General features: G+C 49.0%; 19 protein-coding genes. All 19 read right to left on the bottom strand.

The window, feature by feature from the left end:
* On the bottom strand, positions 1–227 hold a 227-nt coding region (locus J7619_RS16030; RefSeq protein WP_291200327.1), incomplete at its 3' end, for a hypothetical protein.
* Positions 224–2,098, bottom strand: coding sequence for a hypothetical protein (locus tag J7619_RS16025; protein WP_291200324.1), 1,875 nt, complete (start codon positions 2,096–2,098; stop codon positions 224–226). The genes J7619_RS16030 and J7619_RS16025, both read right to left, overlap by 4 nt.
* Before the next feature lie 37 nt (positions 2,099–2,135).
* A complete protein-coding gene (locus J7619_RS16020) occupies positions 2,136–2,459 on the bottom strand; it encodes a hypothetical protein (protein WP_291200321.1) in 324 nt (107 codons plus the stop codon).
* Positions 2,449–2,916, bottom strand: a complete 468-nt coding sequence (locus J7619_RS16015) for a hypothetical protein (protein WP_291200319.1) — start codon at positions 2,914–2,916, stop codon at positions 2,449–2,451. The genes J7619_RS16020 and J7619_RS16015 overlap by 11 nt, the downstream gene beginning before the upstream one ends.
* Before the next feature lie 37 nt (positions 2,917–2,953).
* A complete protein-coding gene (locus J7619_RS16010; RefSeq protein ID WP_291200317.1) occupies positions 2,954–5,926 on the bottom strand; it encodes a hypothetical protein in 2,973 nt (990 codons plus the stop codon).
* 3 nt (positions 5,927–5,929) lie between these two features.
* Complete coding sequence (locus J7619_RS16005) at positions 5,930–7,129, bottom strand: hypothetical protein (protein WP_291200314.1); 1,200 nt, start codon at positions 7,127–7,129, stop codon at positions 5,930–5,932.
* Positions 7,130–7,142: 13 nt separating this feature from the next.
* Complete coding sequence (locus J7619_RS16000; protein ID WP_291200311.1) at positions 7,143–12,035, bottom strand: hypothetical protein; 4,893 nt, start codon at positions 12,033–12,035, stop codon at positions 7,143–7,145.
* Positions 12,035–14,701: a hypothetical protein gene (locus J7619_RS15995; protein WP_291200308.1), complete on the bottom strand. Its 2,667-nt coding sequence runs from the start codon at positions 14,699–14,701 to the stop codon at positions 12,035–12,037. Before J7619_RS15995 ends, J7619_RS16000 begins: the two co-directional genes overlap by 1 nt.
* Positions 14,691–14,984, bottom strand: coding sequence for a hypothetical protein (locus tag J7619_RS15990; RefSeq protein WP_291200305.1), 294 nt, complete (start codon positions 14,982–14,984; stop codon positions 14,691–14,693). Before J7619_RS15990 ends, J7619_RS15995 begins: the two co-directional genes overlap by 11 nt.
* 38 nt (positions 14,985–15,022) lie before the next feature.
* Positions 15,023–15,436, bottom strand: a complete 414-nt coding sequence (locus J7619_RS15985; protein ID WP_291200302.1) for a hypothetical protein — start codon at positions 15,434–15,436, stop codon at positions 15,023–15,025.
* A gap of 65 nt (positions 15,437–15,501) precedes the next feature.
* Positions 15,502–15,951, bottom strand: coding sequence for a hypothetical protein (locus J7619_RS15980; protein ID WP_291200299.1), 450 nt, complete (start codon positions 15,949–15,951; stop codon positions 15,502–15,504).
* Between the two features lie 24 nt (positions 15,952–15,975).
* Positions 15,976–16,362, bottom strand: coding sequence for a DUF3168 domain-containing protein (locus J7619_RS15975; protein WP_291200296.1), 387 nt, complete (start codon positions 16,360–16,362; stop codon positions 15,976–15,978).
* Between the two features lie 809 nt (positions 16,363–17,171).
* Positions 17,172–17,729, bottom strand: a complete 558-nt coding sequence (locus tag J7619_RS15970) for a phage head-tail connector protein (protein ID WP_291200293.1) — start codon at positions 17,727–17,729, stop codon at positions 17,172–17,174.
* A 6-nt stretch (positions 17,730–17,735) separates the two neighbouring features.
* Positions 17,736–17,903 carry a hypothetical protein gene (locus tag J7619_RS15965; RefSeq protein WP_291200291.1) on the bottom strand — a complete coding sequence of 56 codons (168 nt, stop codon included), beginning with the start codon at positions 17,901–17,903 and terminating at the stop codon, positions 17,736–17,738.
* A 56-nt stretch (positions 17,904–17,959) separates the two neighbouring features.
* A complete protein-coding gene (locus tag J7619_RS15960; protein WP_291200288.1) occupies positions 17,960–19,351 on the bottom strand; it encodes a phage major capsid protein in 1,392 nt (463 codons plus the stop codon).
* 43 nt (positions 19,352–19,394) lie between these two features.
* Entirely contained in the window at positions 19,395–19,997 is a 603-nt protein-coding gene (locus J7619_RS15955; RefSeq protein WP_291200284.1) for an HK97 family phage prohead protease, read from the bottom strand.
* Entirely contained in the window at positions 19,966–21,285 is a 1,320-nt protein-coding gene (locus tag J7619_RS15950) for a phage portal protein (protein WP_291200281.1), read from the bottom strand. The genes J7619_RS15955 and J7619_RS15950 overlap by 32 nt, the downstream gene beginning before the upstream one ends.
* Positions 21,286–21,536: 251 nt before the next feature.
* Positions 21,537–23,273, bottom strand: a complete 1,737-nt coding sequence (locus tag J7619_RS15945; RefSeq protein WP_291200278.1) for a terminase large subunit — start codon at positions 23,271–23,273, stop codon at positions 21,537–21,539.
* Positions 23,266–23,718 carry a phage terminase small subunit P27 family gene (locus tag J7619_RS15940; RefSeq protein ID WP_291200275.1) on the bottom strand — a complete coding sequence of 151 codons (453 nt, stop codon included), beginning with the start codon at positions 23,716–23,718 and terminating at the stop codon, positions 23,266–23,268. The genes J7619_RS15945 and J7619_RS15940 overlap by 8 nt, the downstream gene beginning before the upstream one ends.
* Between the last annotated feature and the right edge of the window lie 88 nt (positions 23,719–23,806).

Genomic DNA, 23,806 nt, shown 5'->3' with positions numbered 1-23,806 from the left:
GCGCTTTTACGATACCCTTCAAGTTTGTTTTCATAATCTGGATGATGTTTTTTGATCGTATCGGCGTACTGATCGGCCCGGCGCTGGTTCTCCCGGATCGTGTCGGCGAAATCCGGCGCGTTCGGGTTTGGCGTAGGCTGCCGGAAGCCCTGATACCAAAGGATGCATGCGAGAGCCAGGATAATCGCCAGTAGCCCCGCGATGATCTTCCAGTGGTTGAGCCTCATTTCAGTAAGATTTTGACAACCTTGTTGACACCTCCTCCGCGCCCTGAATAGATTTCTCGGTATCCTTGCAGGCCTGCGTATGTGGTAATCGGGAAAGTAAAGCCTTCGCCCTGAGCAATGCCTGTCATACCGGAATCGCCGTCGATGAATTCAGATCGCAGCCGGTAAATCGCGGAGCCCAGCTGTGCATTGATTTTTGGCGCGTAAAAGGACATGGCGAAATGAACGATCTCGCCGCCACGCCGAAAGAATGGAGCAGCCCAGAAGTAGAGAATATCGCCGTTCACGTCTTCCTCTACGCTCGTTTGCCAGTCCTGATCTACCGAAACGTCGTTAGGGTCAAATTCGATAGCGTAGCCGGATCCTGGGAATGTGGCCGCATTCAAGTCGGTCGCCATCAGCTTGCTATTCTGGCTCCCGGCGTCGCCTTCACTCGAATAGATCAAATCAGGCTGATCACCGGTACCAGCGCTGAAAATCTCATTGAGCTTGTAAAGGCCGGTCCATGTTCCAGACGGAGCGCCAACGCCGGCGTACATACCCATCGACCTTACTTTGCCTTTTCCGCCTTCCCGGACTCCCTGCACAAATGCGGCGTGAAAGTCTTTCAGTCCTTTCGTTCTGAACTCGTACCATTTCCTTCCCGCGTCTGAATTATTGAACAGGTAGGCAATATGCTCTTCATTGTTCTGCGCGGGATAGGGCACGGACAATCCTCCCGAATATTCACGCCAGGCATTCAAATCAGCCTGCCCGTAACCGGTTAGGAGAATCTGGTTGTTGGTCGCGCGTTGAATATTGGTTTCGTACTCCTCGCCCGGGCTGGTTGCCGTCGCAATGTAATCGACGTATTCCGGGTATTTGGCCATGAACTCGGCCAAATGACGCGCGGCATTCTTGAACTTTTGCTGCCCGATTTTACTATGCAGGCTCGGCATGTATGTTTTCTCGATGGAAGGTAAGCGACCCTCTGCGTGCCAGACGAGATCCTGAGTTGGCTCCTCGTCGGAGGGTTTCCAGAACGGATCCGGTAACTGTTCCAGCCATTCGGAACGGTCGAGCATTCCATCGCCAATTACGCGCCAAGGTATCAGGGCAACGCTCAACTTAATGCCATTGCGCTTGCAATAATTGATAACATCGAGAAGCTTATCATCTCGGAATACTCCCTCCTTCGGTTCGTAGCTGTACCACTTCATATTGACCCGGATAGCGTCGATGCCGCGGAACTTTTTGCCGTTATGCGTGAGGTTCAGGAATGCCTCAATGCGTTCAAGCCATTCTTTGCTGATACCTGTCGGCGCTGAAACATCAAAGCCGTAACCGGTCAGGTTCATTGTTATGCCGCGCTCGCCGGTATTTACAGGGGGTGGGCCATTGTTCCCGCCATTACTACCGTTTCCATTCTCGCCTGTGGGCTTTGGAACGGTGAACGTACGCGTATATACTTTGCTCAAACAGGTATTACCCTTTAAAGCCAACACGTATTCACCTGGCGCCAGAGCATAGGAAATCGGAACGGTATTCTTTGTCAGCTTCTCCTTTCCAGAATTGCCGGTAACCTTTACGATCCCACTTTGAAGGATCGAGAAATCCCATCCGAATACTCCCTCACCATCGAAAAGGACGGTCGCGCCGCTCTGAGTGATATTGTAAACATCGTTCGGCACCGGGCCGCGCGTGCAACTATCCCCCTTTGGGACTTCGGGTTTGGGATCAACCCCGCCGTTTCCTTTCTTGAAAAGGCTATCCGCATAGGCTTTTTGCCGGGCCTCCGATGCCTTGATTTTGTTATCGATAACCTGATCGATCGATTGCGCGGTTACTACCTGGCAAAACGCCAGGAGTACCGCCAAAAGCAAATTTTTCATGAAATGGTTTTTAGTTGTTGATGAAATGAGTTTTGTATTATTGAAGCAATGCGCCGAGCGCTTGTTTCAACTGCTTCGCCTTTTCGTTCTCCGAATCGTACGACTGCAAAGCTCTCCGCACGAGGGCGGGAACTACTTCAAGCAAAAAGCCCTTGTCGTTCAGTGTTCTGTTCAGCTCATTCTCATCATTGAAATTCAGACTGGCCGAATCATTGAATGAAAAAGCCTTGGGCTCACCCGTGCTGACCTCGCGGCCAGTTACTGAAAAGTTGATGCTCGCATAGTCAAATTGGAACTGCGGAGCAGTGGTTGGCGCCGGTGTTTCTGTTTCCACCAGCGCCGCGATGTTGTTATTTTTCATTGGTTGTATTGTTTGTTGTTGGTAAAGAATTCAATAACTTTTTGGCAGGCGTTGGCTCTTCCTCGACTGGTTCGATGACAAAGCCTACAAGCCACTTGCGGACGTGCTTCGGGACACTCGCAGGAATGGACTCCTTATCGACGTATTCAGGCTCAAATTCTACGCTTGTTTCATGGTTAAAAAGCTCTTCAATCTTTTCCTCCATCGCCTCTTCCTGATCCCTTTTGTAGCGATAATTGCCGTGATCGTCACGAAGAATGCAACCGAATTTATCCTCAGCAGCATGCTTGCGTTGGATTTTTACAAGCTTTTTCCCGTAGCCTTCGCGCTGTTCATCGATTTGCTCGATCACGGTGTTCAGTGCCGCGATGAACTTCGTGTCTTTCTCATTGGATTCTTTGATCAGAACTTGTGCAACATCGACGAATCTGAAAGCCTTTTTGTAGCTGGTCTCCATTGTTTTTTGTGATTTAGTTTATTGATGAAAAAATTGATTATCCTACAAATACCCAGGTGACACCACCTGACCCATTGTCTTTGCTTCTGTAAAATCCCTCGGTACCGTCTGTTTGATATACGAGCGCCCCGAAAAAACCCGGCGAATAGCTCGCCCTTTCTGATGCGGTCATTTGAAGCGGCACGAGTGAACCCTGAACTACCAAGTGGCGACGGTTTCCGCTCGATCCGATGTAAATGGTGTTGGAAACTTCGTACATCTCAGCAGTGGTGACTGAGCCAGAGCCGGACCATTTGGTGAACATATTCAGCGATCCGCTGCCTGAAATTCCGGCAGAAATCGTCCAAGACCTATTCAATGATAGATCCTGCGCAACTCCATTAATTGTAATTACACGCGATTCGGGGACATATCCACTGCCTCCGCCCGTAGGAAGGCTATACCAGCCTTTGCCGCCAGAGCCATCGGTACCATAATATTTATTTGCGCCTGGGTTGTCTTGGTCCCCGTATAGGTTTAAATACCGGTTTATGCCAAGATTTCCACCTCCCTGAATACTTCCCTGGCCTAGCACCATTCTGCTATCCGGCACATAACCGGAAACCATTCCATCGATGCTGGCCTTGGTGTAGTAGTTGGTCGTTAAATATGAAAGAGTTGCGTAACCGGCAGAAGCGTGATTACCCCAGCTGAACGCCTGAGTCCACTGCGAGCTTGTATTCGTGCCAACCGCAAAGCTACCCGCTGACACGGTTCCTGTGAACGTTACATTGCCCGTCGCGCGGGAAACGCGGAATGGCTCACGGACAAATGTGCCGGCGTCATTATAGGACCACAGCACAAAGTCAGATCCTGAGTCTGAACCCGATTCAGTTCCGGCCTTACCGAAAACCCAACGATTGAGGCCAGAAGCCCAAAGCGAATAACCCCGAACATTACTATTATGAGCTACGTCCGAAACAAATACGCCTCCATTTGCGATAATGCCGATACCGCTCTCGCTGAGAATACTATCCGTTATCGTTGAGCTCGTCGCCATTTTAGGGAGCCTTCCCGCCGTAGCGCTACCGCCAATGCCTGCCGAAATCGTCCAAGTTCGGTTTGAGGAAAGATCGAACGTAGTGCCGTTGATAGTGAGGGTTCTGGTCGTTTGGACCAAATTTGAGGCGTGCAACCCATCCACCATGTCGGCATTCAGATTCGGGTTCATCGTGGTGCTAAAAATCTGAAATGGAGCCGTTCCAGTTGACACCTGCATGTTTAGCTGCTTGTAAATCTGAACATTCTGATTTGACAGCATGGACATATGATACCCTATGCTCAACCCTACAATGTGAAGTCCAGAAGCATCAGCCTGTGCAACATACCCTGCTGTTGCAGAAGGGTCATTCCAGTACAGCATGGCGCCACCAGTAGAAGGATAGAGGGAGAAATGCCAACGAGAACCGCCCTGCCCAATAGTTGCCCCTTTGGACGTTTTGATAAAGGAGGTATCAGAATCATCGATCGAACTATCCTCCAAATTTGCGCCATTCCATTTTGTAACAAATCCTGTCGTGCCTGATCCTCCAACACCGCCCGCAACAGTCCACGATCGATTCGCGGAAAGGTCAAAAGTGGAGCCGTTGATTGTGATCGTGCGGGCAGACGGAACATATCCGGCAGCAGCATGATTGCCCCAGCTGTAAGCCGTATTCCAGTTTCCTGAATTACCGCCGCTTGCCGTGATCGATCCTGAAAATGTCGCGTTACCGGTCGCTCGCGAAATCCGCAACGGCTCTCTCAAAAATGACGCGGCGTCATTAAAACTCCACAAAGTGAAATCTGAGCCGGAATCCGATCCAGATTCTGTCCCCGCTTTGCCGAATGTCCAGCGCGTTTGACCACCATTTAAAATTGTGTATCCGCGAACGTTAGTGTTCGTTGGCGTATCGGAAGCAAAAATACCTCCGTTGGCAGCTATACTTATGCCGGATTCACTCAGCAGGCTGTCAGTTATCGTTGAACCAGTCGCCATTTTAGGGAGCCTTCCCGCCGTGGCGCTTCCCGCCACCTTTGCATCGAGCGCAGCCTGCAAACCCGTTACGTTGGCAATTGTATGGGTATGGGATAATGCGGCATACCTCCCGTCGCCGTACGCGCTATCGAAAGCAAGCGAAATATTTGCCGACAATGCTCCCCCGCCAGTCAGACCAGTTCCGGCCGATACGGTGCGGGATACCGGAACGTAGAGCCCCGCGTGGTTTCCCCACCCAAAGGCCGAGTTCCATTGTGTCGAATTGCCACCGCTGACCGCGATAGTCCCCGAAAATGTCGCATTGCCAGACGCCCGAGAAATGCGAAGCGCCTCACGTAGGAATGTACCACCATCGTTATAAGCCCACAAAACAAAGTCAGATCCTGAGTCTGAACCCGATTCAGTGCCCGCTTTACCCAAAGACCAACGGGCAAAACCCGAAGCCCATAACCCGTAGCCGCGTACGTTTGAATTGTGAGCAACATCCGAAACAAACACACCTCCGTTGGCGGTTATACTTATGCCGGACTCACTTAAAAGGCTATCTGCAAAAGTGGTGTTCGTTGCAAACTTTGCATAGCGGCCAGGCGTGCCGCTACCTCCGGTTTTCGCATCGAGCGCAGCCTGTAAGCCTGTAACTTCGGAAATTGCGTGAGTGTGCCCGAGCTGAGAGTAACGCGTGTCGTTCTGGGCATCGCTACGAGCGTTTCCCGAATGCCATAACGTGTAATCAAGGCCTGCATCGGTCCTCAACCTGAGATCGGACGCGGCTTGCGCATACAGGTAGGTTCCGAAACTTCCCGACGCATGGAAGCCGTAGCCAGGGCGCGCGCCAGCGGCATACGCTCCCGGTGGGGTGTACGCTTCCATTGCACCATTGGAGTATGCACTGTTTGCCACCCCAACGGCAAGCATAACGTAGCTGGTCGCCGCCCGGATCTTGGAGGCGGCAGTGAGGGCATTATCGAAATATGCGTCGCTTAAAAAATCCATTACTTACTTTTTAATGATCACACGGAATGCACCAGCTGCGGGAGCCTTGGCGAAGGTTACAATCACGGCATTGACCGTAGATGCGCGATTGTCCACTATGACGGATGAGTTGTCAGAGACTTTCCGGATTTCCACCACAACATCGAGCGTATTCAGGTTGTGGGTGACAGTGTAGGCCGTAGCTGTTCCGTCCCCGATCGTTGCCGCATACGCTCCGCCGGCAATTCTCGCCGCCACGTAGGTAGCCAGTTTCAACGGAGTGATCCCGCGAGTGTCGTCGGTACCTGCATCGGTTTCCGCCTGTGTCGCAATTTCGATCAAACCGGTACGAGTTTCTGTTGCGGTTCGTGCGCTGAGTGTCGCCGGGGTAATTACCTTAACGGCATCTGTTCCGGTTTGCACCTCAGCAGCAGTCGCCAGCATTACTAAGCCCAAAACGGTAGCAGTTGCCTGGTCGCGGTTTGTTTCAAGGAAAATCCAGTCTGCCGCCAATGTAGTCGAAGGGTTGTCTTTATTGGCAATTAAAACATCGCCTACGTTGAAAGCTGTGCCTTGGACCGTCCCGGCAACGGACACATACCAATATGATCCTTTTTTAATCGCGGCGCTACCCGGATAATTGGTGCTCGTCGAAGCATTGAAAGCGCCGACAAGTGTGCCAACAGCACCTACCAAAGAATCAATGTAGGCCTTTACTGAACCAGCCGTAGCAATGTTTGTACCAGTGGCCGTGGCAAGCGTATTGTCATTAATCAAGGTGATCTCGGACGCGACGCCAGCGCCAGCGGCAGTCCGCCCGATAACAGTCATTGCGTTGATGTTTTGCATCTTCGCGAATGTTACCGCCTGATTGAGAATTTTCAGGGTAGTGACTGCATCAGTGGCGAGTTTTATCGCTGTAATCCCGCCGTCCTTCACGCCAACCACATCGGAAGTTATTGCCAGGGTCGTATTGTCAACATTAACGGACAATGTAACGATGCCGCCAGCGGTGCTCTCCAACAAGCCATCACCACCTACAACCGTACCCGAACCGAGAGGAACCCAGGTCGAGTCTGACAGACGATAATAGCTGATAATATTGCTGGTAGAGTTGTGCCAGATTTGCCCGTTTGCTGGACTCCCCGGCGGAGTTGATTGCGAGTGCAGAACCACATTTATAATCTGGTTCTGCTGCATATCAAGGTTATTGTAAATTTCCATCTTAGTTTGTTGATTATGATATAATTAACACAGAACCAGTTTGTGGCTTGGTATGAATAATTTTAAATACATCGTTATCGATATACTGCACGTCAGACATCACCTTCTTGCCGCCGATCAGAATTAGAGGGTCTGGCTTCTTATTCAAGTTGTGGTTTACAATCCACTCCTCAGCTGGTGTGGTAAACGGGAATTCCAATTGCTCAGAGGCCTCTCCCTCGCAGTCGCATGCGCAGCAATCTTTAATAGGCGGCTCTACGTCCTCGATCAGCTCAATAGTCGCCGAAAGCGTCGCAACCTCGACCGTAGCCAGGTAAGCGATCATTGTAATCTTCCAGAATCCAAGACCTGCCGTCCCGTCGAGCGGCATTTCAACATCGTCGCCAACGCGGAATACTACACGGATCCCGTCCGCGTCCGTATCCATACCGAAGATGTAGGCCTTATCGTCGTCTGTAAGCTCCGTAACTACACTCCCAACGTTGTGATAAATGAGGTAGTCCGAGCCAAAAACCCATGCAGGTTGTTCGATTCCGCCGACTACCTTGGAAAGCTTTACCTTTACCCCGTCGAACTCCTGCCCGCCGAATCTTCGGGCGGATACCGTCCACCAGAACCCGTCAGGAGGCATAGCATATTGACGCCCGGTTTTAGGAACATTGGCATCAAGCAGCGTCATTTCGCCGCCATTTACATGATCGATGGTCAAGAACCGAAGGCCTGAATAATCTTCTGGATCCAGCGCAACGCGAAAGCTAAAATCAGCCTGGGCGATGCCCACGATCTTTCCGTCAGCATCACGGCCGATAAACTTCGCCAGTACGCGGGATGGCGCCTGGTGAATGTCCCCAATTTTCAAAGATGATTTGTTGCCAAAGATAAGGGATCTACCAGTGGTGTATGCAAACTTTTGAGGATATCCTGTAAATTTCTCAATTTCTACCTCAGCGAATGCTCCACCACGCAAAAAGTCCAATTCCCATTCGCCTGTAACACATTCCACACCCGGTCCAAATCCATTAAATACCAGCGTCCAAGGGACAAGGTCATACTCAGCGCCCTTCAAAGGAATGCTCTCCGTGATAATCGTTGCGTTGGTTGTCCCCGGCGCGAAAGTGGCTAGCGAAAGCAGCGGCTTCGGCTCGGCATCCTTGCTCTCGATGGTGAACTTAACTGTCCGCTTGAAAACCTCTACCCCATCTTTCAGCAAGCGTACCGGAAATGTATATACGCCAGCTTCCAATTCTGTATTTTCCTCGAACACTTCGAACCACCATGCAAGCGTCGGATTGACGTCGGGAATGTGTTGTTCGCCGATTACCTCACCATCCTTTTCGAGCGAAATGTAAATTTCGTCGAAGTCGATATCGTGGATCTCGGCGCGCGCGTTCACCGGCCCCGGATACACAAATGATGTAGCACCGTCTGGCATGATCTCCCCGACATAATCAAAGCCCTTGACAAGAAATTTTTTCATTTTCGCCAAATACTCCTCATCGTAAAGAGTCAGGTCGAAAGGCTGAACGGTTTCGTTCTCTCCAAGGAATGCCGTTACCTCGATCGTGTATTGACCTACGCCGGCAGTTGTTCCGCTTGTATCGGCGAATGGCCTGTAAATGCCCTCTGTAACTGGATTGGATAGCGGGAAGTTTTTGGTAACATCCAGTTCCGTACCCAGGTCGCCGCCGCCAGTTATTTTAATCAAAACTCGGTCGTGCAGGCCTTTCACACTAATGGGTGTATCCCATTGCGCCAACACTTCGAATGCACCTGGTAAGTCGCCAATTTTGGCGTCGCCTGCGGAAGTATCCATAAGCTCGACAGTGATCTCCGTCGCCTCGATTACCTGCAATGTGATCTCATCGGTATACGGGCGGTGCTCTGCCACTCCATCCCATATTTGAACCGTGATCGTCCGCCTTTCAATAATGGTAGGTGTGCCAGTGATCGAGAAGTCGTCATTCACCACGCTGCGAGCTGTAACCCATTCCGGAACAGAGAAAAACCGGTACGTCAAAAGCTTATGACCGTCGGGCATGTAGTCCCGAAAATCAAAGCCGGTTGTCGTCAGCTTATCCAGCACGAAGTTTAAAACCGGGAACGGCTCAAACTCTGGCGGCCAGGTCTCGACGTAATCCTCATTCTCCTCGACCAGGACCGGCACGCGGATAGGGATCGCATTCTCGGAATCCATCGGATCGTATGCCTCAAAGTCAACGAAGAACGAGCCCGACTTCGGAGCAAGCGCGGTTGCAGTCACCACCAGGTTCTCCACATCGATCGCGGAAATCCAAGTTGGCTTTGAAACAACCTTGAAAATGAGTGTCGAAAAGTCGGTTTTATCCTCCGCGTCCAGATCCTCCTCATATTCCGTGAACGCCTCAGAAATGAAATCATGCAGATCGATAGAATCCTCGCTTTCAACCGCGGCAACATAGGTCAACGGCGTGATATCCTCGAACAGTGCGCCAGTCCTGCCTACCGCCTGCACGGCTTCAAGGATCTCCTCGCCGGTCAGCGGCATATCTTCGGCATTGAGCCGGCCATTCGTACTATCTTGCTTACTTGGGTAAATTCCATCACCCTGGCCAGGTACTGTGTTTAGTTGCCTTGATCCCGGGATGTATGAGTCTTGCTTTAATTCAGAATCTGGAATTTCCTCGTACCGAATTTCGACCGCAGTAACATCAGCCTCCTTTTGGGAGTCATCATAAGAAAAGCGGACGATGCGGAAATATTTGTCCTGATCTTCAAAATAGAGCCTGTGTAGATAATGCACATATCCGTCGCCAGGCAAAAGGAATATCTTCCCTTCAAAAACAGTTAGCGGCTTCGTGGTCATGCAAAGCCGGTCTTTCATCATTGCCCGGTAAATCGAAAGCGCCTCATTCAGATTTGGCCTGCGCCTCCACGAAGAAGTAACTTCGTTGCTACCTGGACGTGTCCACGCTCCAACATACCACGGCGTGAAGTCTCCGCTTATCAGACTAATCGTGTCGGCCTCTTCGTCTGTTACATCCCCGCGCTCCAACGTGGTTGCATATTTTGACGACTCATTAGACGCAACAAAACCTTCCAGTTCACCCTTCAAATTATAAATCTTGTACCAATCCCCAGGCTTGCCTTCGTCGTCCGCCATTTTGTAAAAGCGGACGTAGACTTTATCTGGATAGGGAACGCTAAGGTTCGTTGTAAGAAATGTGCTACTGAGCGCCACCGTACAACTAAAAATACCCTGTTTAGTATTATTTCGGACACTGACCACTTCGAAGTTGCCACCAACGGCCTCCTGCGTTCCGCCTGCATTAGCTACCCGGGCAATCACCAAGTCGCCATTTTCAACGATCACCCCATTAACTCCACCGATTTTTCGATATTCACCCGCGGGAACTCCCGTAATTGCCCAGGTCCAGTTTGGCGCGCTCGCGGCTGGGTAGTTCGGATTACCGGAAGCGTTAATCTCACCTTTATTGATCAAGCTTCCACGATCAATCGGCGGCACGCGAATGATGTGGTAATTGGTGTCCAAGCTCCAATTCGTCTTGTCGCTTCCAGCCTGTGCAGGACGTGAATTCGAGTCTACCCAGAAATTGCGAACCGACCCATCAGGCAATGTAACCGGGACTCGAATAGCTAACAGTATGTCGGACGAAAATGCCTCAGTCTCGTAATCGAAGGTTATAGTTACGCTTTTGTCGGCCTTTGAAATCGTCCCTCCCGGGCTTTCAATCCACTCCGATGGCTCAACGTCATACCATGAGCCTTTGAGTACAGGTTTATTGAAGAGCGCTCCGACCGCGCCAGTTCCCGCAATCGCGATATTGATTGCTTGGTTGGTCAGCTTTTTGAACAGGCCGACTTTCTTGCGCTTCCGATACGGCTGCGGAGCCTTGCCATTGACTTTTAAAATGGATTTGTTACTCTCCCCGCCAAGGCCGTATTGCTCCCATCCAGGGTTGCCTTTCGGCATGTGCGAAAAATCCCACCCGACGAGTCCCGCCTCATTCCAAATGATCATGTTGCCATTCTCGAAAAACGGCATTTGCTGACCGAAATCGATCTCGGTCCGGTATTTATTGATCGGTGGCAAAATCCTGATCTGTCCACCATCAAGCGACTTGGAAATATCGCCATTTACTGAAAATGTCCCGGGCCATGCCATTGGGTGTGGCGATGAGGAAAGGTCAAGATATGAGGTATCAAAAGCCGTAGACTTATCAACAATGGAAACTATCACCCACATATTATTCCACTGAGTTATCTCAGCGTCAAAGTGGTTCAAGATATTGTTCACGATGACGTCGCAATGGAGCGCTTCCCCATTATCATCATAATACCTGAATGTGTTTTCCTCAAACGAGGTGAGTCCTAACCTACTATCTCCTGTAAATTTATTCTCATACATGTGGGTCGAAAGCCGAATGGGAAGGTCCTCTCGACCAATCACGGCCAGGCAGTCCTGGATAATCTGCAACCCGGTTTTCTTGAAGGTAGTGTTGGGGTTTGCGTACTTCTTTTTCGAAAGGTGGGCTAATCCGCAACTGGCCGTGAGATTAACCACGTATGGTGGTTTCTGGTAGTTGTGCCGAGCGTCCCAAGGCTCAATCCACCCGCTCCATATGACGCGGTTGAATACTGTATCTACAATTTCAACATAGAACGTTTTCCTGTTCGTCGCAAATTCAGTTAGATCGTAGCGCTGCTTTAAGATCAGTCCAATTTGAGCTTGCGAGGCAATAATGGGCTGATCAGGGAAGAACCCGTCAGATCCTCCCCTTGTATACCGAACCGCGCCACGCTCACTGATCCACTCGACGGGCTCTCCATCGAATCCGTCTTTATAAAGCCTGACCTCCCTTGTATCCCCGAAAGAATCCCGATACTGGGTGAAATATTTTAATCCCATTATCCTCCGTAAATTGCCTTGTTCCTTTTCTCCATTCGCTTGAAAGAGATATAAATGTCCTCGCCGCGAAGCTTCACATCTGGTATAAAAACATTGCTTCCGCCGTCACCGCCGCCTCCGTGTTTCTTGATGCTTTTCTCGATGTAGTGGTCCACCTTCGACGCCGGTGCGATAAGCTCCGGATTGTGACGAGCGTTAGGGTTATCCCCGACAATGGCAGTTGTCGGACCATATACCGCGGCACCAGTCGCGAATTTGGGTATCGACTTGCCTACCTGGTTATTCACTTTGTTTTGGGTGGCCTGACCAAGGGCAACAAGAGCAATACCGGCCGCTACTGCTGCGGCTGGGACTTTCGCGAACAGTTTCAGTGCTATACCTGCGGTACCCGATGCGATCAACGCCTTACCCATATCTTTGAGCAGGCTTGACAAAGTACCAAGCACGCGCTTTCCGAAATCCTCGATCCCTCCCGCGCCAGTCATCAGGTTACCGATCAATTCCCCAGACGAAACAGCCGCATCCCGGGCCGCATCTTTGAATGCATCATTAAAAGCCTGGTTCAGCTGGACCGTGGCGGCTGCCATTCTCTGAGTCGATTCCGAATACTTCTCACCCGACACGTTTGCAGCCTTGGGAAGCTCTTTAAAGAACTTTTTCGCATCTTCCAGATTGAACGCCGACCCGAACGCATCCTTGAATTGAGCTGTTACGCCCAGGATCATACGCAGCCTGTCTGCATACTGAGTGAGCGATTCGTCGGCAGCTTTCGCAAAGCCCTTGAAATACTCCTTGGCCGAATCCAGATCAAACACAGATCCAAACATCGAATTCAGGTCAACTGCGGCATCGAGTTGTAGGTTACCAGCCCCGAAATATTTTGCAGAAGACCTTGCAATGGCATCCTGAGTCGCTTTGAGCCTGGAATCCATCAAGGCTGCTCCGTAGGCTTTTGCCTGGTCTTTCCCATTCTGCAAACTGTTGCCGAGTTGCATAGACTCGGGCTTGCTCAGTTTCAGCAATTCGCCATTTAGATTAGCCGTGACACCGACGAGCTCCTTGTATCCTGCAATCGCTTGCTTTAAACTGTTTTGATCTTTCCACCACTGTCCAAGGCCGTTAATGATTTCAGCTTGCTTCGCTACATCCGATAGCTCTTTGACCGCCTTTGTGACACCTCCAATCGTGGGCCCAACTTTACCCGCATCACCAGTAAGATCGCCTACTGCCTTTTTGACTCCACTAATTGCCTTTCCAGCAACAGCAAATGAGTCCGGAACCTCAAACCTGAACTTTTGAGTAAGTCCATCAATGTACTTCACAGCCGAGCTCGCCCCCTGGCCGATGGCATTGAATCCTAACGCTTCGTTGAATGTGCCGAATAGCCCGATCGCGCCTTTTGCAATCCCTCCAATTGTATCAACAATTGCATTGGCCGCATTCTTGCCCATATTCACGAGCGCCTTCCACATGTTGCTCCAATCGCCCTGAATCAGGTTAAGAACAACTTTGAAGGATTCCATCATGATCCCGAGCGCCGAGCTTCCAAGGCCGGTGAGTGTTGTCCACCAGGTAGAGTCCGTCAGAAATTTCTTAACTGAATCCCAATTGGTGATGATGGCGGCCGCAGCTACGCCAACAACCGCGATGGTCGCAGCAATAGGGCCAGTAATTGCGCCGAAACCGGTCGCAAGAAGGGGAAGGAGCTTGATTAACCCTCCGACGGATCCGATCAAAACCGGCATACCGACGGCCAAGGCGCCAAGGGTAAAGATTGATTTCTGCGCCTCAGGGGTCAGGGCTTGAAAGTTCGATGTAAGGTTGTCCAAGATCGTGGTCAATCCGGATATCTTTCCTGTGATATCAAACGCGTTGTCTGCCCCTTCACCCAATGCCGCCGATGCGAACGTAGTGGCGTCGCTCAGCTGCTCCATTGCGTTCGCGGCTCCTCCGCCTGCGAAAGGTATTTTTTCAAGCTCGGTAACAAATTTATCAATGAAGGCAGTGACGCCGATGCTCTTCATCTTCGCGTTCAGCTTTTCAACGTCTTGCGTTCCGAATGCAGCCTCCATAGCATCGTTGGTTTGCGGCATGCGGGTAGCCAGCTGCCGTAGATCGACCTGGTTAATGTGTCGGCCTCGAACAAACTGGTTCAGGTTGATCAACGCCGGTTCCAGGTCTACCGCCGAGCCGCCTGCGTCAGTGATGGCATTGGCAAAGGCCTTCAATGACCGGGTAGCTAGGTCGCTATTGAGCTTCATTGCCTTCATGCCGATTAAGGCCTTCGCACCGTCAAAAATCCCGATATTTGGAAGTTTTGCCAGCTCTCGCACATTTTGAATAGACTCACCGTAACGTTCGAGCCCGCGTTGAAGTTTCTGAAGTTCAGCGTAGTCCTTGAAAGCTTTTCCGGCCGCAAAAAGCGCGGGGAGTCCGCCGACGATAGCCATTTTCTTGCTAATCTCGGTCAGGTCTCCACTTAATTTCGATAGTCCGCCCCTGAAAACTGCCTGCTCTTTGGCTGCTCGCTTGTAACTGTCGGTAAGCTTGTTGTTGATTTCAAATACAGTGGAACGAACCGCCGCAGATGCATGCTTCATACCATCAAGCAGTCCCTGGATTGTTGATGTTACCCGTATGTTAGCCGCCCCAATATCAGGTTGCATATTTTTTCGGATTAAATAGTCTGTCGTATTGCTCCATTGCCTCTGGCGTGAATTTTTCTTCTATGTATTTTTCCAAATCGATAGAAGCATCAGAGCCATTTGGATTTAGGAATTGCTCCACCGAAACGGGATTCTCCACGACCTTCCCAGCCATTTTATACACCCAGTAGGCTATATACTTTGCCCTGTCAGACTCGATTTTCTGCCGCTCATTAAATCCCTCCCGCAGTAGGGTAAATTGGTACGGGGTTATCACTTCCAATTCAGAAGGTGCCAGGCCCATCAGTCCCGCGCCACGGTACCAATCGTCAGGATCGAATTTTACTTCGCTCCTTTTTGGTTTAGCGCTTCGACTGCGGCGAGTGCGGGAGTTAACTTTTTTAGGACAGAGCCAGAGCCGGCCAAATACCCAGGCAGCACTTTGGAAATTGCCTCCATATCCTCGCACTCGTCATATAATTCAAGAAGTTCTGCATAGTTTTTCCATGTCCGATCTTCCGGTTTGACTCCGCAGTGAATAAGGAATGGGATTGCCTCGATAGGGATTATCGATTCCAGTAAGTCGAAGCTGGAAGGAAGATCAGGCCGCTCCTCCTTGATGCGTAGAAACGTGCTCGTACCGAAAGAGACGGTGAACAATTTGTCTCCCAGCTGAATGTTAAATTTTGTTGGAGCCTTGATAACATCAAGCTTCTCGGGTTCTTGTTGAACCTTTGTCGTCAATTTCTTAGCCATGATGATTTAGTTTGAGCGAGGTCCATCGCTGAACCTCGCTAGCTTGTTGATGAAATGAGCCGATGCTAAGGCGCAGCGGAAATGGTGATTTTTTTCATTGCCGAAATCGTGGCACTGTACGTTTGAAGTCCGTTTGCGGTACCTGCCTCGCCATACGCCGAAACAAACCCGGTAAAACTACGCACGCGGTCACCAGTCATGCCACGGGCATACTTAAATTCCTTGGGCTCCTTCGAAAGGTGCCAGTCTTCCAGGTCGTTACCGGAAACGTTTGTCGCTTTTTCGACGGTAGGATACTCTTTCACAATCCCGTTCAGCGTAAATGCCGGTATCGGATCGTTACCGGAAATCAGGATCTCATTCCCGCCGTAGCAGTTGGCTTCCAGCTGTTCGAGCTCGCTGGACATATTGATGTCCGTGGCGCATTTGATTACAACAAAATTGTCGTTATCGGCCTTGTCTACCGCCATGGTTGTCTCGTTACCCCGGACGGTGGATACAATTCTTTCTGGCATGATCTATTATTGTTTGTTGATGAATTATCTCGCCTCTGCAAGTGCCGAATACTCGACAACTTTTATGTGAGCCTTTTGCTTATCGTCAAACCCATCGGCAACCTCCTGGGCGCTCATTATGACGATTCCGACTCCTGAAATCACCCCACTGAATTTGTCCAGGGCCATTCTAATGGCAGACATTACATTGGATGCGTCAGCATAGGAATTGGCGTAAACGCCGATCTCCACAGAACCATTTTTTGTAGATTCTGGATCGTAACAGCCCTGATCCTCCATGCCATCGGCAAATACATAAACTGCCGGCAGCGTAGCGTTTTCTTTTATAACGTTTGGATATATACGTGTTCCAACCAGCGAGGTCACGAATGACGTTGCAAGAAGTTTTTGTATAAAGGCTCTTGTGATCATTAGAATCTACTTTTCGGCAAGTTTTTACGTGCCCATTTTTTGAACGAGGACAATACTTCTCTTCCGTAATTGTCTCGCACAATCTCGATCGTATAGTCGTAAGCATCTTTCAAAAAGTCCCTCGCCCGGTGGAATCGTCCGCCGCGGTCGGTAAACCCGCGAGTAATTAGGTTTGTTCTTCGCCCAACCTTCCCCTTGCTTTTCGAAACTCCGACCAGCACACGGGAATTTTCATCGCCTACCGGCCTAACTGCTTTAATTCGCAAATCCCGACGAGTCGCACCAGCTCGCGCGTCTTTTAATCTATCTCCCTGAGGAGCTAATCGACGAGCTGACAAAAGCATTGGTCGTGCGGAACGTTTTAAAGCAGAGTCGGCAACAGACCTAGGCAAAATTGACTTGTACGTTTCTAGGCCACGAGCCAACTTTTCAAGTTCCGACGTATTGACTTTGATACTCATCCAACGATCTGAGTTTTTATTAGCCAAGCCTCCCGACGACCTACTTCCTGAATTGGCGCAATAACTTCATAGGTTAGCCCAGAAAGCAAGTCCTTAATTCTCCAAGAAGTTCTTATGCCAATGTTCGAAACAAAACGAAGTTGCCAATCGACTCGGGAGGTTGACTGAACGAGTCTACCATCAAGCGATTCGTTATCTCCCGATAGTCCCGACAAAATCCCAGCAGGAAACCTATCATATTTGACCTGATAGGCTAATTGCTCCTCGTTGTATTCATTAGGAGCAATGATTGGCTCCAAAACTTGGATTCTTCGATCATAGATGCCTGCACCTCGCCTTCGTTCTATTCTATCCCGCATAGCCTATTCTGTATGTTGCAATGAGCTTGTCGCTCAATGTTTTCTTTTCGTTAATTGCATCCTCCCGGCCGTCAAACCAACCAGCTATAAGGGCCCGAATTGCCATCAAAAGGGTAGGAGGCACCTCGTCCTCGTCGAAACCTGCTTTGAACTTCACAAGAAAACCCGATCCGTTATTGAAATAGCCATTTTTCCATAGAATCAAATGCCTGCGCTTACTTGCCGGCACTAATTCATAATTGGATGGGTCGATTGCAACCAAACCAGAACTTGTCTTCTCTTGGATGCTGGTGATACTTCGAACAAAATAGGTATCTCGCATTGCGCATGGAAGCGAAAATGTGTGCCATTCATAGTCAGACACGCCCAAGGATAGATTACATTTCTTCTCTACGTAATCTATCGCACTTTGAATTAGCGCTATAATTGTATTGTCATCATCCTCATAGCCACCAATATCAACTCGCAACCATTCTCGCGCCTCTGCTAAGGACACGATTTCGTCGGTATACCTGGTGGCTATGAAAGGATAAGTAAGTTGTGACATTTTGGCTTATTTTGGCGGATCGGCCTGTTTCTCTTTTGTGCCTTTTTCGGCAGATTTCGCAGCGAAAGCGTACCCTCCTTCGACCAGCTTTTCAGCAACTTCGTCATCGAGATCGGCAGTGTCACCGGGGAAATACGAATATTTGAAATGTGGCTTAATGAATTTGATTTTCATTGATTTGGATATTTATGGTGAAATCATTTGTGAAGGCCCGGAGGCCTTCACAAAAATTAAACTTTGAAATCTTTGCCCGCCGAGAAAGATTCAGGGCGAACAACTGCACTATCAGCAAACATAGCAGCATTGATGCGAGTGATACCTTCCGTATCACGAGAATACGGGTTGACTAACAATTCCAGTCCACCCCATGTTGCCATCCACAAATCCTGGAAATTCCCAAAGATACCTGCGGATAGATCCGTCGAGCTGCCTTTTACCAAATCTGACGGAACATTATTTGTAACGCCCGCACGCATACCGTTGATGGTTTTGGCGCCCTCTGGCATAATGAATACCGCCGTATTGGCCGACTTTTCAGTGGTTTGAAGCTTAGCAACCATAAGCGGATTGACCAGGTAACCCATATTTTGAACGTCAGCATTGTCTACCGCAATCTCACGATACATATTTGGGAAATCGGCCCAAACTGGCGCCGCGCCATTCACGTTTGTTGCCCCGGATGCAGCACCACCCGCATAAATGGCACCAATTCCGGGAGTGTTCAAGATTCCTAGCGGCTGGTTACCAATACCTGGTCCACTAATTCCTGCCTTATCGACAATCGAGGATAGAGCATTGATCAGATAGCGAATAAGTACTTGGTTAATGTTGTACTCAGATTGGCGTAGCAATTGGCTTGTCACTTCGACAAAGGTCGGTAGGCGATGCGGAATGAGCGAAGACTTAACCAAAGTCGGGCTCACTTCATCAGCTGCCCCTGTTTCAGTTTTAAATGCAGGGTCGGTTCCTTTTACAAGGCGAGGAAGATCCAAATTACCAGTCAGGTTTGGCAGGAATGTAGCACCCATACTTTGGAGTACAACTTTGTTGAAAAGCGCCTCAAACAACCTTCCGATAGACGTTTGAATAGTCAAGCCTCCTTGATCACCCCCGGTACCGCCGGTTGCTGTCAGATCCCTGCGTGCAGCAACTCGCTCTTGAATCAAATCGCGACCTTCCGCGTTTTGTGCGAAAATTCCGTAAGGGATCACAATGTTGCCTTTCGGCGCTAGGCCGCGCGTTTGAGCCTCTTTGACACCCTCCGCAAGAACCTCCGCCTCAACGCCGTCAACACGCTCGCCATCCAGCTTTCGCAAAACTACTTTTGCTAGGCTGAACGTGCCAAGATCGCGCTGATCGCCATCTGAGGTGTGCTTGTTACCAGGCACACCACCACCAGCGGCGGCATTAGCGGCTGCTCGCTGCTGGGCAAATCTCTCCAATTTTTCAGCTTGGTCGAGCTCACGCTTGATACTTTGAGCTTCGCCTTCCAATTTCTCGAAAGCCGAAAACTCATCTGCCGTCAAATCTCTTTTTTCTGCATCGCCCACTTTTGAAGCAGCCTCGGCCGCTTCCATTTTTTGAGCATACAGATCACGTAGTTCCTTTACGGACTTTGCCATGATATTGATTTTGGTTTTTAAGTTTATTGATGAAAAGTCTTTATTATCTCAGCTTCAAAAGCCTCATTTTCATATTAGCAAGCTGCTTTAAGCTGCGAGCCTCTCCTGCTTTTCGCTCTTTTTCGAACTGATCGAATGATCGCTTTGCCACTTCTGTTGTGGTCTGCGGATAAGCCGCCATCGTGACCGGACCCATTTCATAGATTGTGTCGATGATATGTACTCGACGCAGCCAAAAACCTCCTGGCAACTCGATCCATTCGTCCTCCTTCTCGACAACATCAAACCAAAAAGAGCTACCTCGTACGTCCCGTCTCTTGATAGGAGCGCCCACCAACTCCTGAATGATTGTTGTTGTCGGAGCGATTACATCGTATTCAACATGGGTAGGAGTGATGTCAATCGACATTGTCCGATTTTCATAATTACCCAGGACGTAGTTTAAATCGTGGTTAAAGCAAGAAACCATCATATCAGTTTTAGCTTTATCGGCCGCTCCGCTCACGATTTCTTCATAAAACCATCCTCCGAGGAGGTATGACCGTTGCTCAAATACAATTCCTTTCCCGGTAATATGCTCTACGCCATCATCGCCCGTAAATGCACGGACTTCGCTATTGGCCTGCGGAATTATCCGTTTTTCCACTGTTCGTTTGCTTGTTTTTTGACATTATGAAATATTCAAGTAGCTCGATTGGAACCATCGCTCCTTGAACCATATTGCGACTTCCAACACCATCTGGAAGCGGCGGCAACTCTTCAAGAGCACGGACCTCATCTATGTTGTAAATGCCCGAATTGACCATCGATCTGACATAGTTTCCAAACTGAGCAGAATCGCCTCTAAGCAATCCTCTAAAATTGAATTTTATGTACCAACCAGCCTTTATCTCGTCAGTTCGGAAGCATTTATAGCGAATTTCTTGCTCCATCTGAACTGCAATAGGCATAATTACGGTTCTAGTCAACCCGATGAACATTTGCTCAACTCCATTACCCCAAGATGTCTGCTTTTCTGTGTCCCCGACAAGAGAAAGAGGAACCCCAAACATCTTGGCAATATCCTTGTCAGACTTGTTGAATATCTCGACCAACTGCGATTCGAGTGGTGTGCGCGAAACTGCGTGCCATTTAATGCCGGGACCTAGAATCGCGAGACCCAACCCCCCATCTTTGCCACTCAGAGACTCAACAACCCGTTTTTTATACTCCTTTGCAGCATCTTCCTCATCGGCAGCTAGCGGAGTTTCTAGGAATCCCCCTATAAAAGTGCCTTTTTCGTAGTAGTTTTCAGCAAACTTATGAGTCAGAGCGTCAAGTTTTATTACTGCGGACTGCCAATCTATAACGGAGGTGCCTATACGTCCGTCGAAACCCAGGTCTTTAATATGAATTATATCATCTTCCGATAAGACCTCATTCACCCCATTCGTTGTTATTTGATAGAAGTAAACGCCCGTCGTAGGATCCTCAACAAAATTCACATTCTGAGTAGGAATCGGGAAAATCGCAATCGGTCTTCTATTGTTATCGCGAACTATTTTTGCAATTGCGCTCCCATGCACCTTAAAATTAATCACTAGCGTTGCGATTGCGATGATCGGAGCCATTTGCGGATTTGTTCTTACAGATAGCAGATAATCAAGCTGATGATCTGGCCTTGGCTCACTCCCTCCGCCTGGCAAATACTTATAAACTCCAATAGGCGTTGACGATGTCAAATTGACAATAAGTCTCACACATCCAAAGAATGTGGAAATCCCCATTGCGGTGCGACTATTAGCCCGCGCGTATATTCGGTCGAAGCCGATCAGTTTTGCGAGAGAGACATCATCCGATAATGATGCAGTTGGCTCGCTGGAAACGTTGCGAACCTCTGCCCCTGATGATCGTCCGACTATCCTGCTAAACCAGTCTATCAGAAGATTTCCCAAAACGATAAGATTTGATACAAAGTTGAGTGATTAAAAAATAACAAGTAGTAAGGAATCCTTACTTTTTTACGGATTTCTATAATATGACTCCTTGAATGATTCGAAGGAGGAAAAACGGTGCCGATACCCCTGCTCATCACACATCTCCAAAACCTTGTCAAACGCCATTTTCGCCGTCAAACCCTGTTTTTTTAGAGCCTCGAACAGCTTGATAAACCCTTCACGAGTCAGCGTCAAATCATTATTGCTTATCACCATACGGCTATTTTCTTTTTAGATGTCAGGAGATGATGCCATTTCGAGTACATCCCAATTGCCATAACACTGGCAACAATGCCATCGATTTTGTTCTTACTCTTAGATTTGCTCGGCCTAATATTGCCGGCATGGTCGGTGTCGAGAGCAACGTTCCCTAGCATCCACGCAGTCACCGGATTTGCATCGTGCTTAATAGTCTCTTTCGTTGCCAATTCCTCGAACAATGCAGTGGGAGGGCCTAACGAAAGCGCACCCTGACGAAATGCCTGGACTTTTTCGTGATGGCTCCATTTTAACTTACCGTCGTCGCCTTTCTCTGGGGCGTAAATGGTACCCATTGCATCGGACAATCGATCACGAAACATTTGTGCGCCATAAGGGTCAAAGCCAATAAAATTGATCTCCCATTCATCCGCACTCGCAAAAATGTCATCAAGAATGTATTCGTAGTCGGTTGTTTTACCTGGTGTCGCTACTAAATGACCGTCACGGATCCAATCTGTATAATCAATGCCCTCAGTGGCAGCGTATTCGGCCGCCCGTTCGGCGACATAATGTTTAACCATCAAATAATTGTGTGCAGGAAAAAACAGCGCGAATGAGGAAATGTCATTGGTGCGGCCTAAATCAATTCCTCCATAACATACTGCACCTCGCGGCGGCACAAAATCTGAATCGGCTCCTAGATTCCAAACTTCGTCAGGAATCCAAGTCTTTTCAGCTTTAACCCAGCGATTCAAACGCTTTGTTTTAAAATCCACCTCCTTTGTTCCAGAGCGGAGTGCCATTGCAAACTCTGAACGCAATTTTTCTATTTTGGTGGTTATTCCGATGGTCGGATTTGCCTTTATCCAATTCCGCTCATCCTTCCAGTCATCATCTTCGTCAATTCCATAAATCAAGACAAATACCTCATCGAGTTCATGTTTCCTTTCCAGCATATCGATGCAGATGCCCCTGTGCTTATAGCAGGGACCTTGCAGGTTATAGCCGGCTGTCGTAATAACGAACTGCAAAGGCTGTTCGCGAGCAGATTGTCCTGTCGATAGAGAGTCTTTCACCTTGTCTGACTTATGCACGTGATATTCATCGATGATCGTGCAGTGTCCATTCTTGCCCTCAGTGTTGTCTGCATCATGGCTCACTGCCATCATTTTTGCCCGGGTCTTCGCGACGGTTACCGTATTTTTTAAAATGGTAGCTCGCTCTTTAAGCCAACGACTGTCTTTAATTTGGGCAACAGCCTCTTCAAAGCAAATTCCGGCCTGATCTCGGGTGTAAGCGCCGAAGTAAACTTCCGGTCCCGCCTCCCGGTCTGCGATCAACATTAAGTTCGCAATCCCGGAGGCAATCGTGGACTTCCCATTTTTTTTAGGAATTTCGATGTACGCCTCAGTAAAACGGCGCTTTTTGTTGGCCGTTTTCTTCCAACCGAAAATTGATGCGATCATGAATGCCTGCCAGGGCGCGAGCTGAAATCGAATAGTTCCGTCTCGGTTAATCTGCTCCTTAGGAACATTTGCCTTGGTAACACCTTTCGTTAGAACAAGAAAATCAAAGAACCTTAGTGCCTTTTGAGCTGCTTTATCAGAAAAATACCATCCCTTTACCTCTGCATTTTCTAAATCCCTGAAATGCCGCTCAATGGCAAGTCTAATGTATTTGTTGACAAGAATCTTTCCGTCTCGAACATCCTCTGCGTATTGCAAAGCTGTTTCGAGTTTATTCATCGTCCATATTTAGCATTTCGTCAAAAGGATCTCCTTCTCCTTTCCGACCACCGTTTATTTTTGTTCTGGCAGACGGAGTAAAACCAAACTGACTTGCGATTGCCTGGGCATTCTTCAAATAGCTATTTTTAATTGCTACCCAAGGCGATGGCATTGAGTATTCACTGCCATCCTCTCGCTTGATAGTCAGCACTTCGCCTTTCTTTTTTAGCTCCCTGACTGCATTGATGTAGTTTGCCATTTCAGAACAATAGGCTGCTAACAAGCCGAGGTCAACCCGGTGTAACATTTGGAGTTCAATGAGCTCTTCGCAAACACTCTTCCATTCTTTTTTTGCCGCGGCATTCAGAAAGCTCGGAGGAGTAGGGGCGTAGTCTAAATTTGATGGCATCATCTCATTTGCGACGGCTCGGTCTTGTCTATAAGTGCCTTCCAGCTTCTTCAAAGCGGTCGGCTTGCTAGGTCTTCCAGCTGACATTTTGTTGATGAATTTTACAGGGAAGGGAACATACCCCCTCCCTTGAATTTTGACA

The sequence above is a fragment of the Dyadobacter sp. genome (assembly GCF_017744695.1).
Lineage (GTDB): Bacteria > Bacteroidota > Bacteroidia > Cytophagales > Spirosomataceae > Dyadobacter.
Note: the sequence above shows the minus strand (reverse complement) of the source record. Positions and strands in the feature narration are given on the sequence as shown.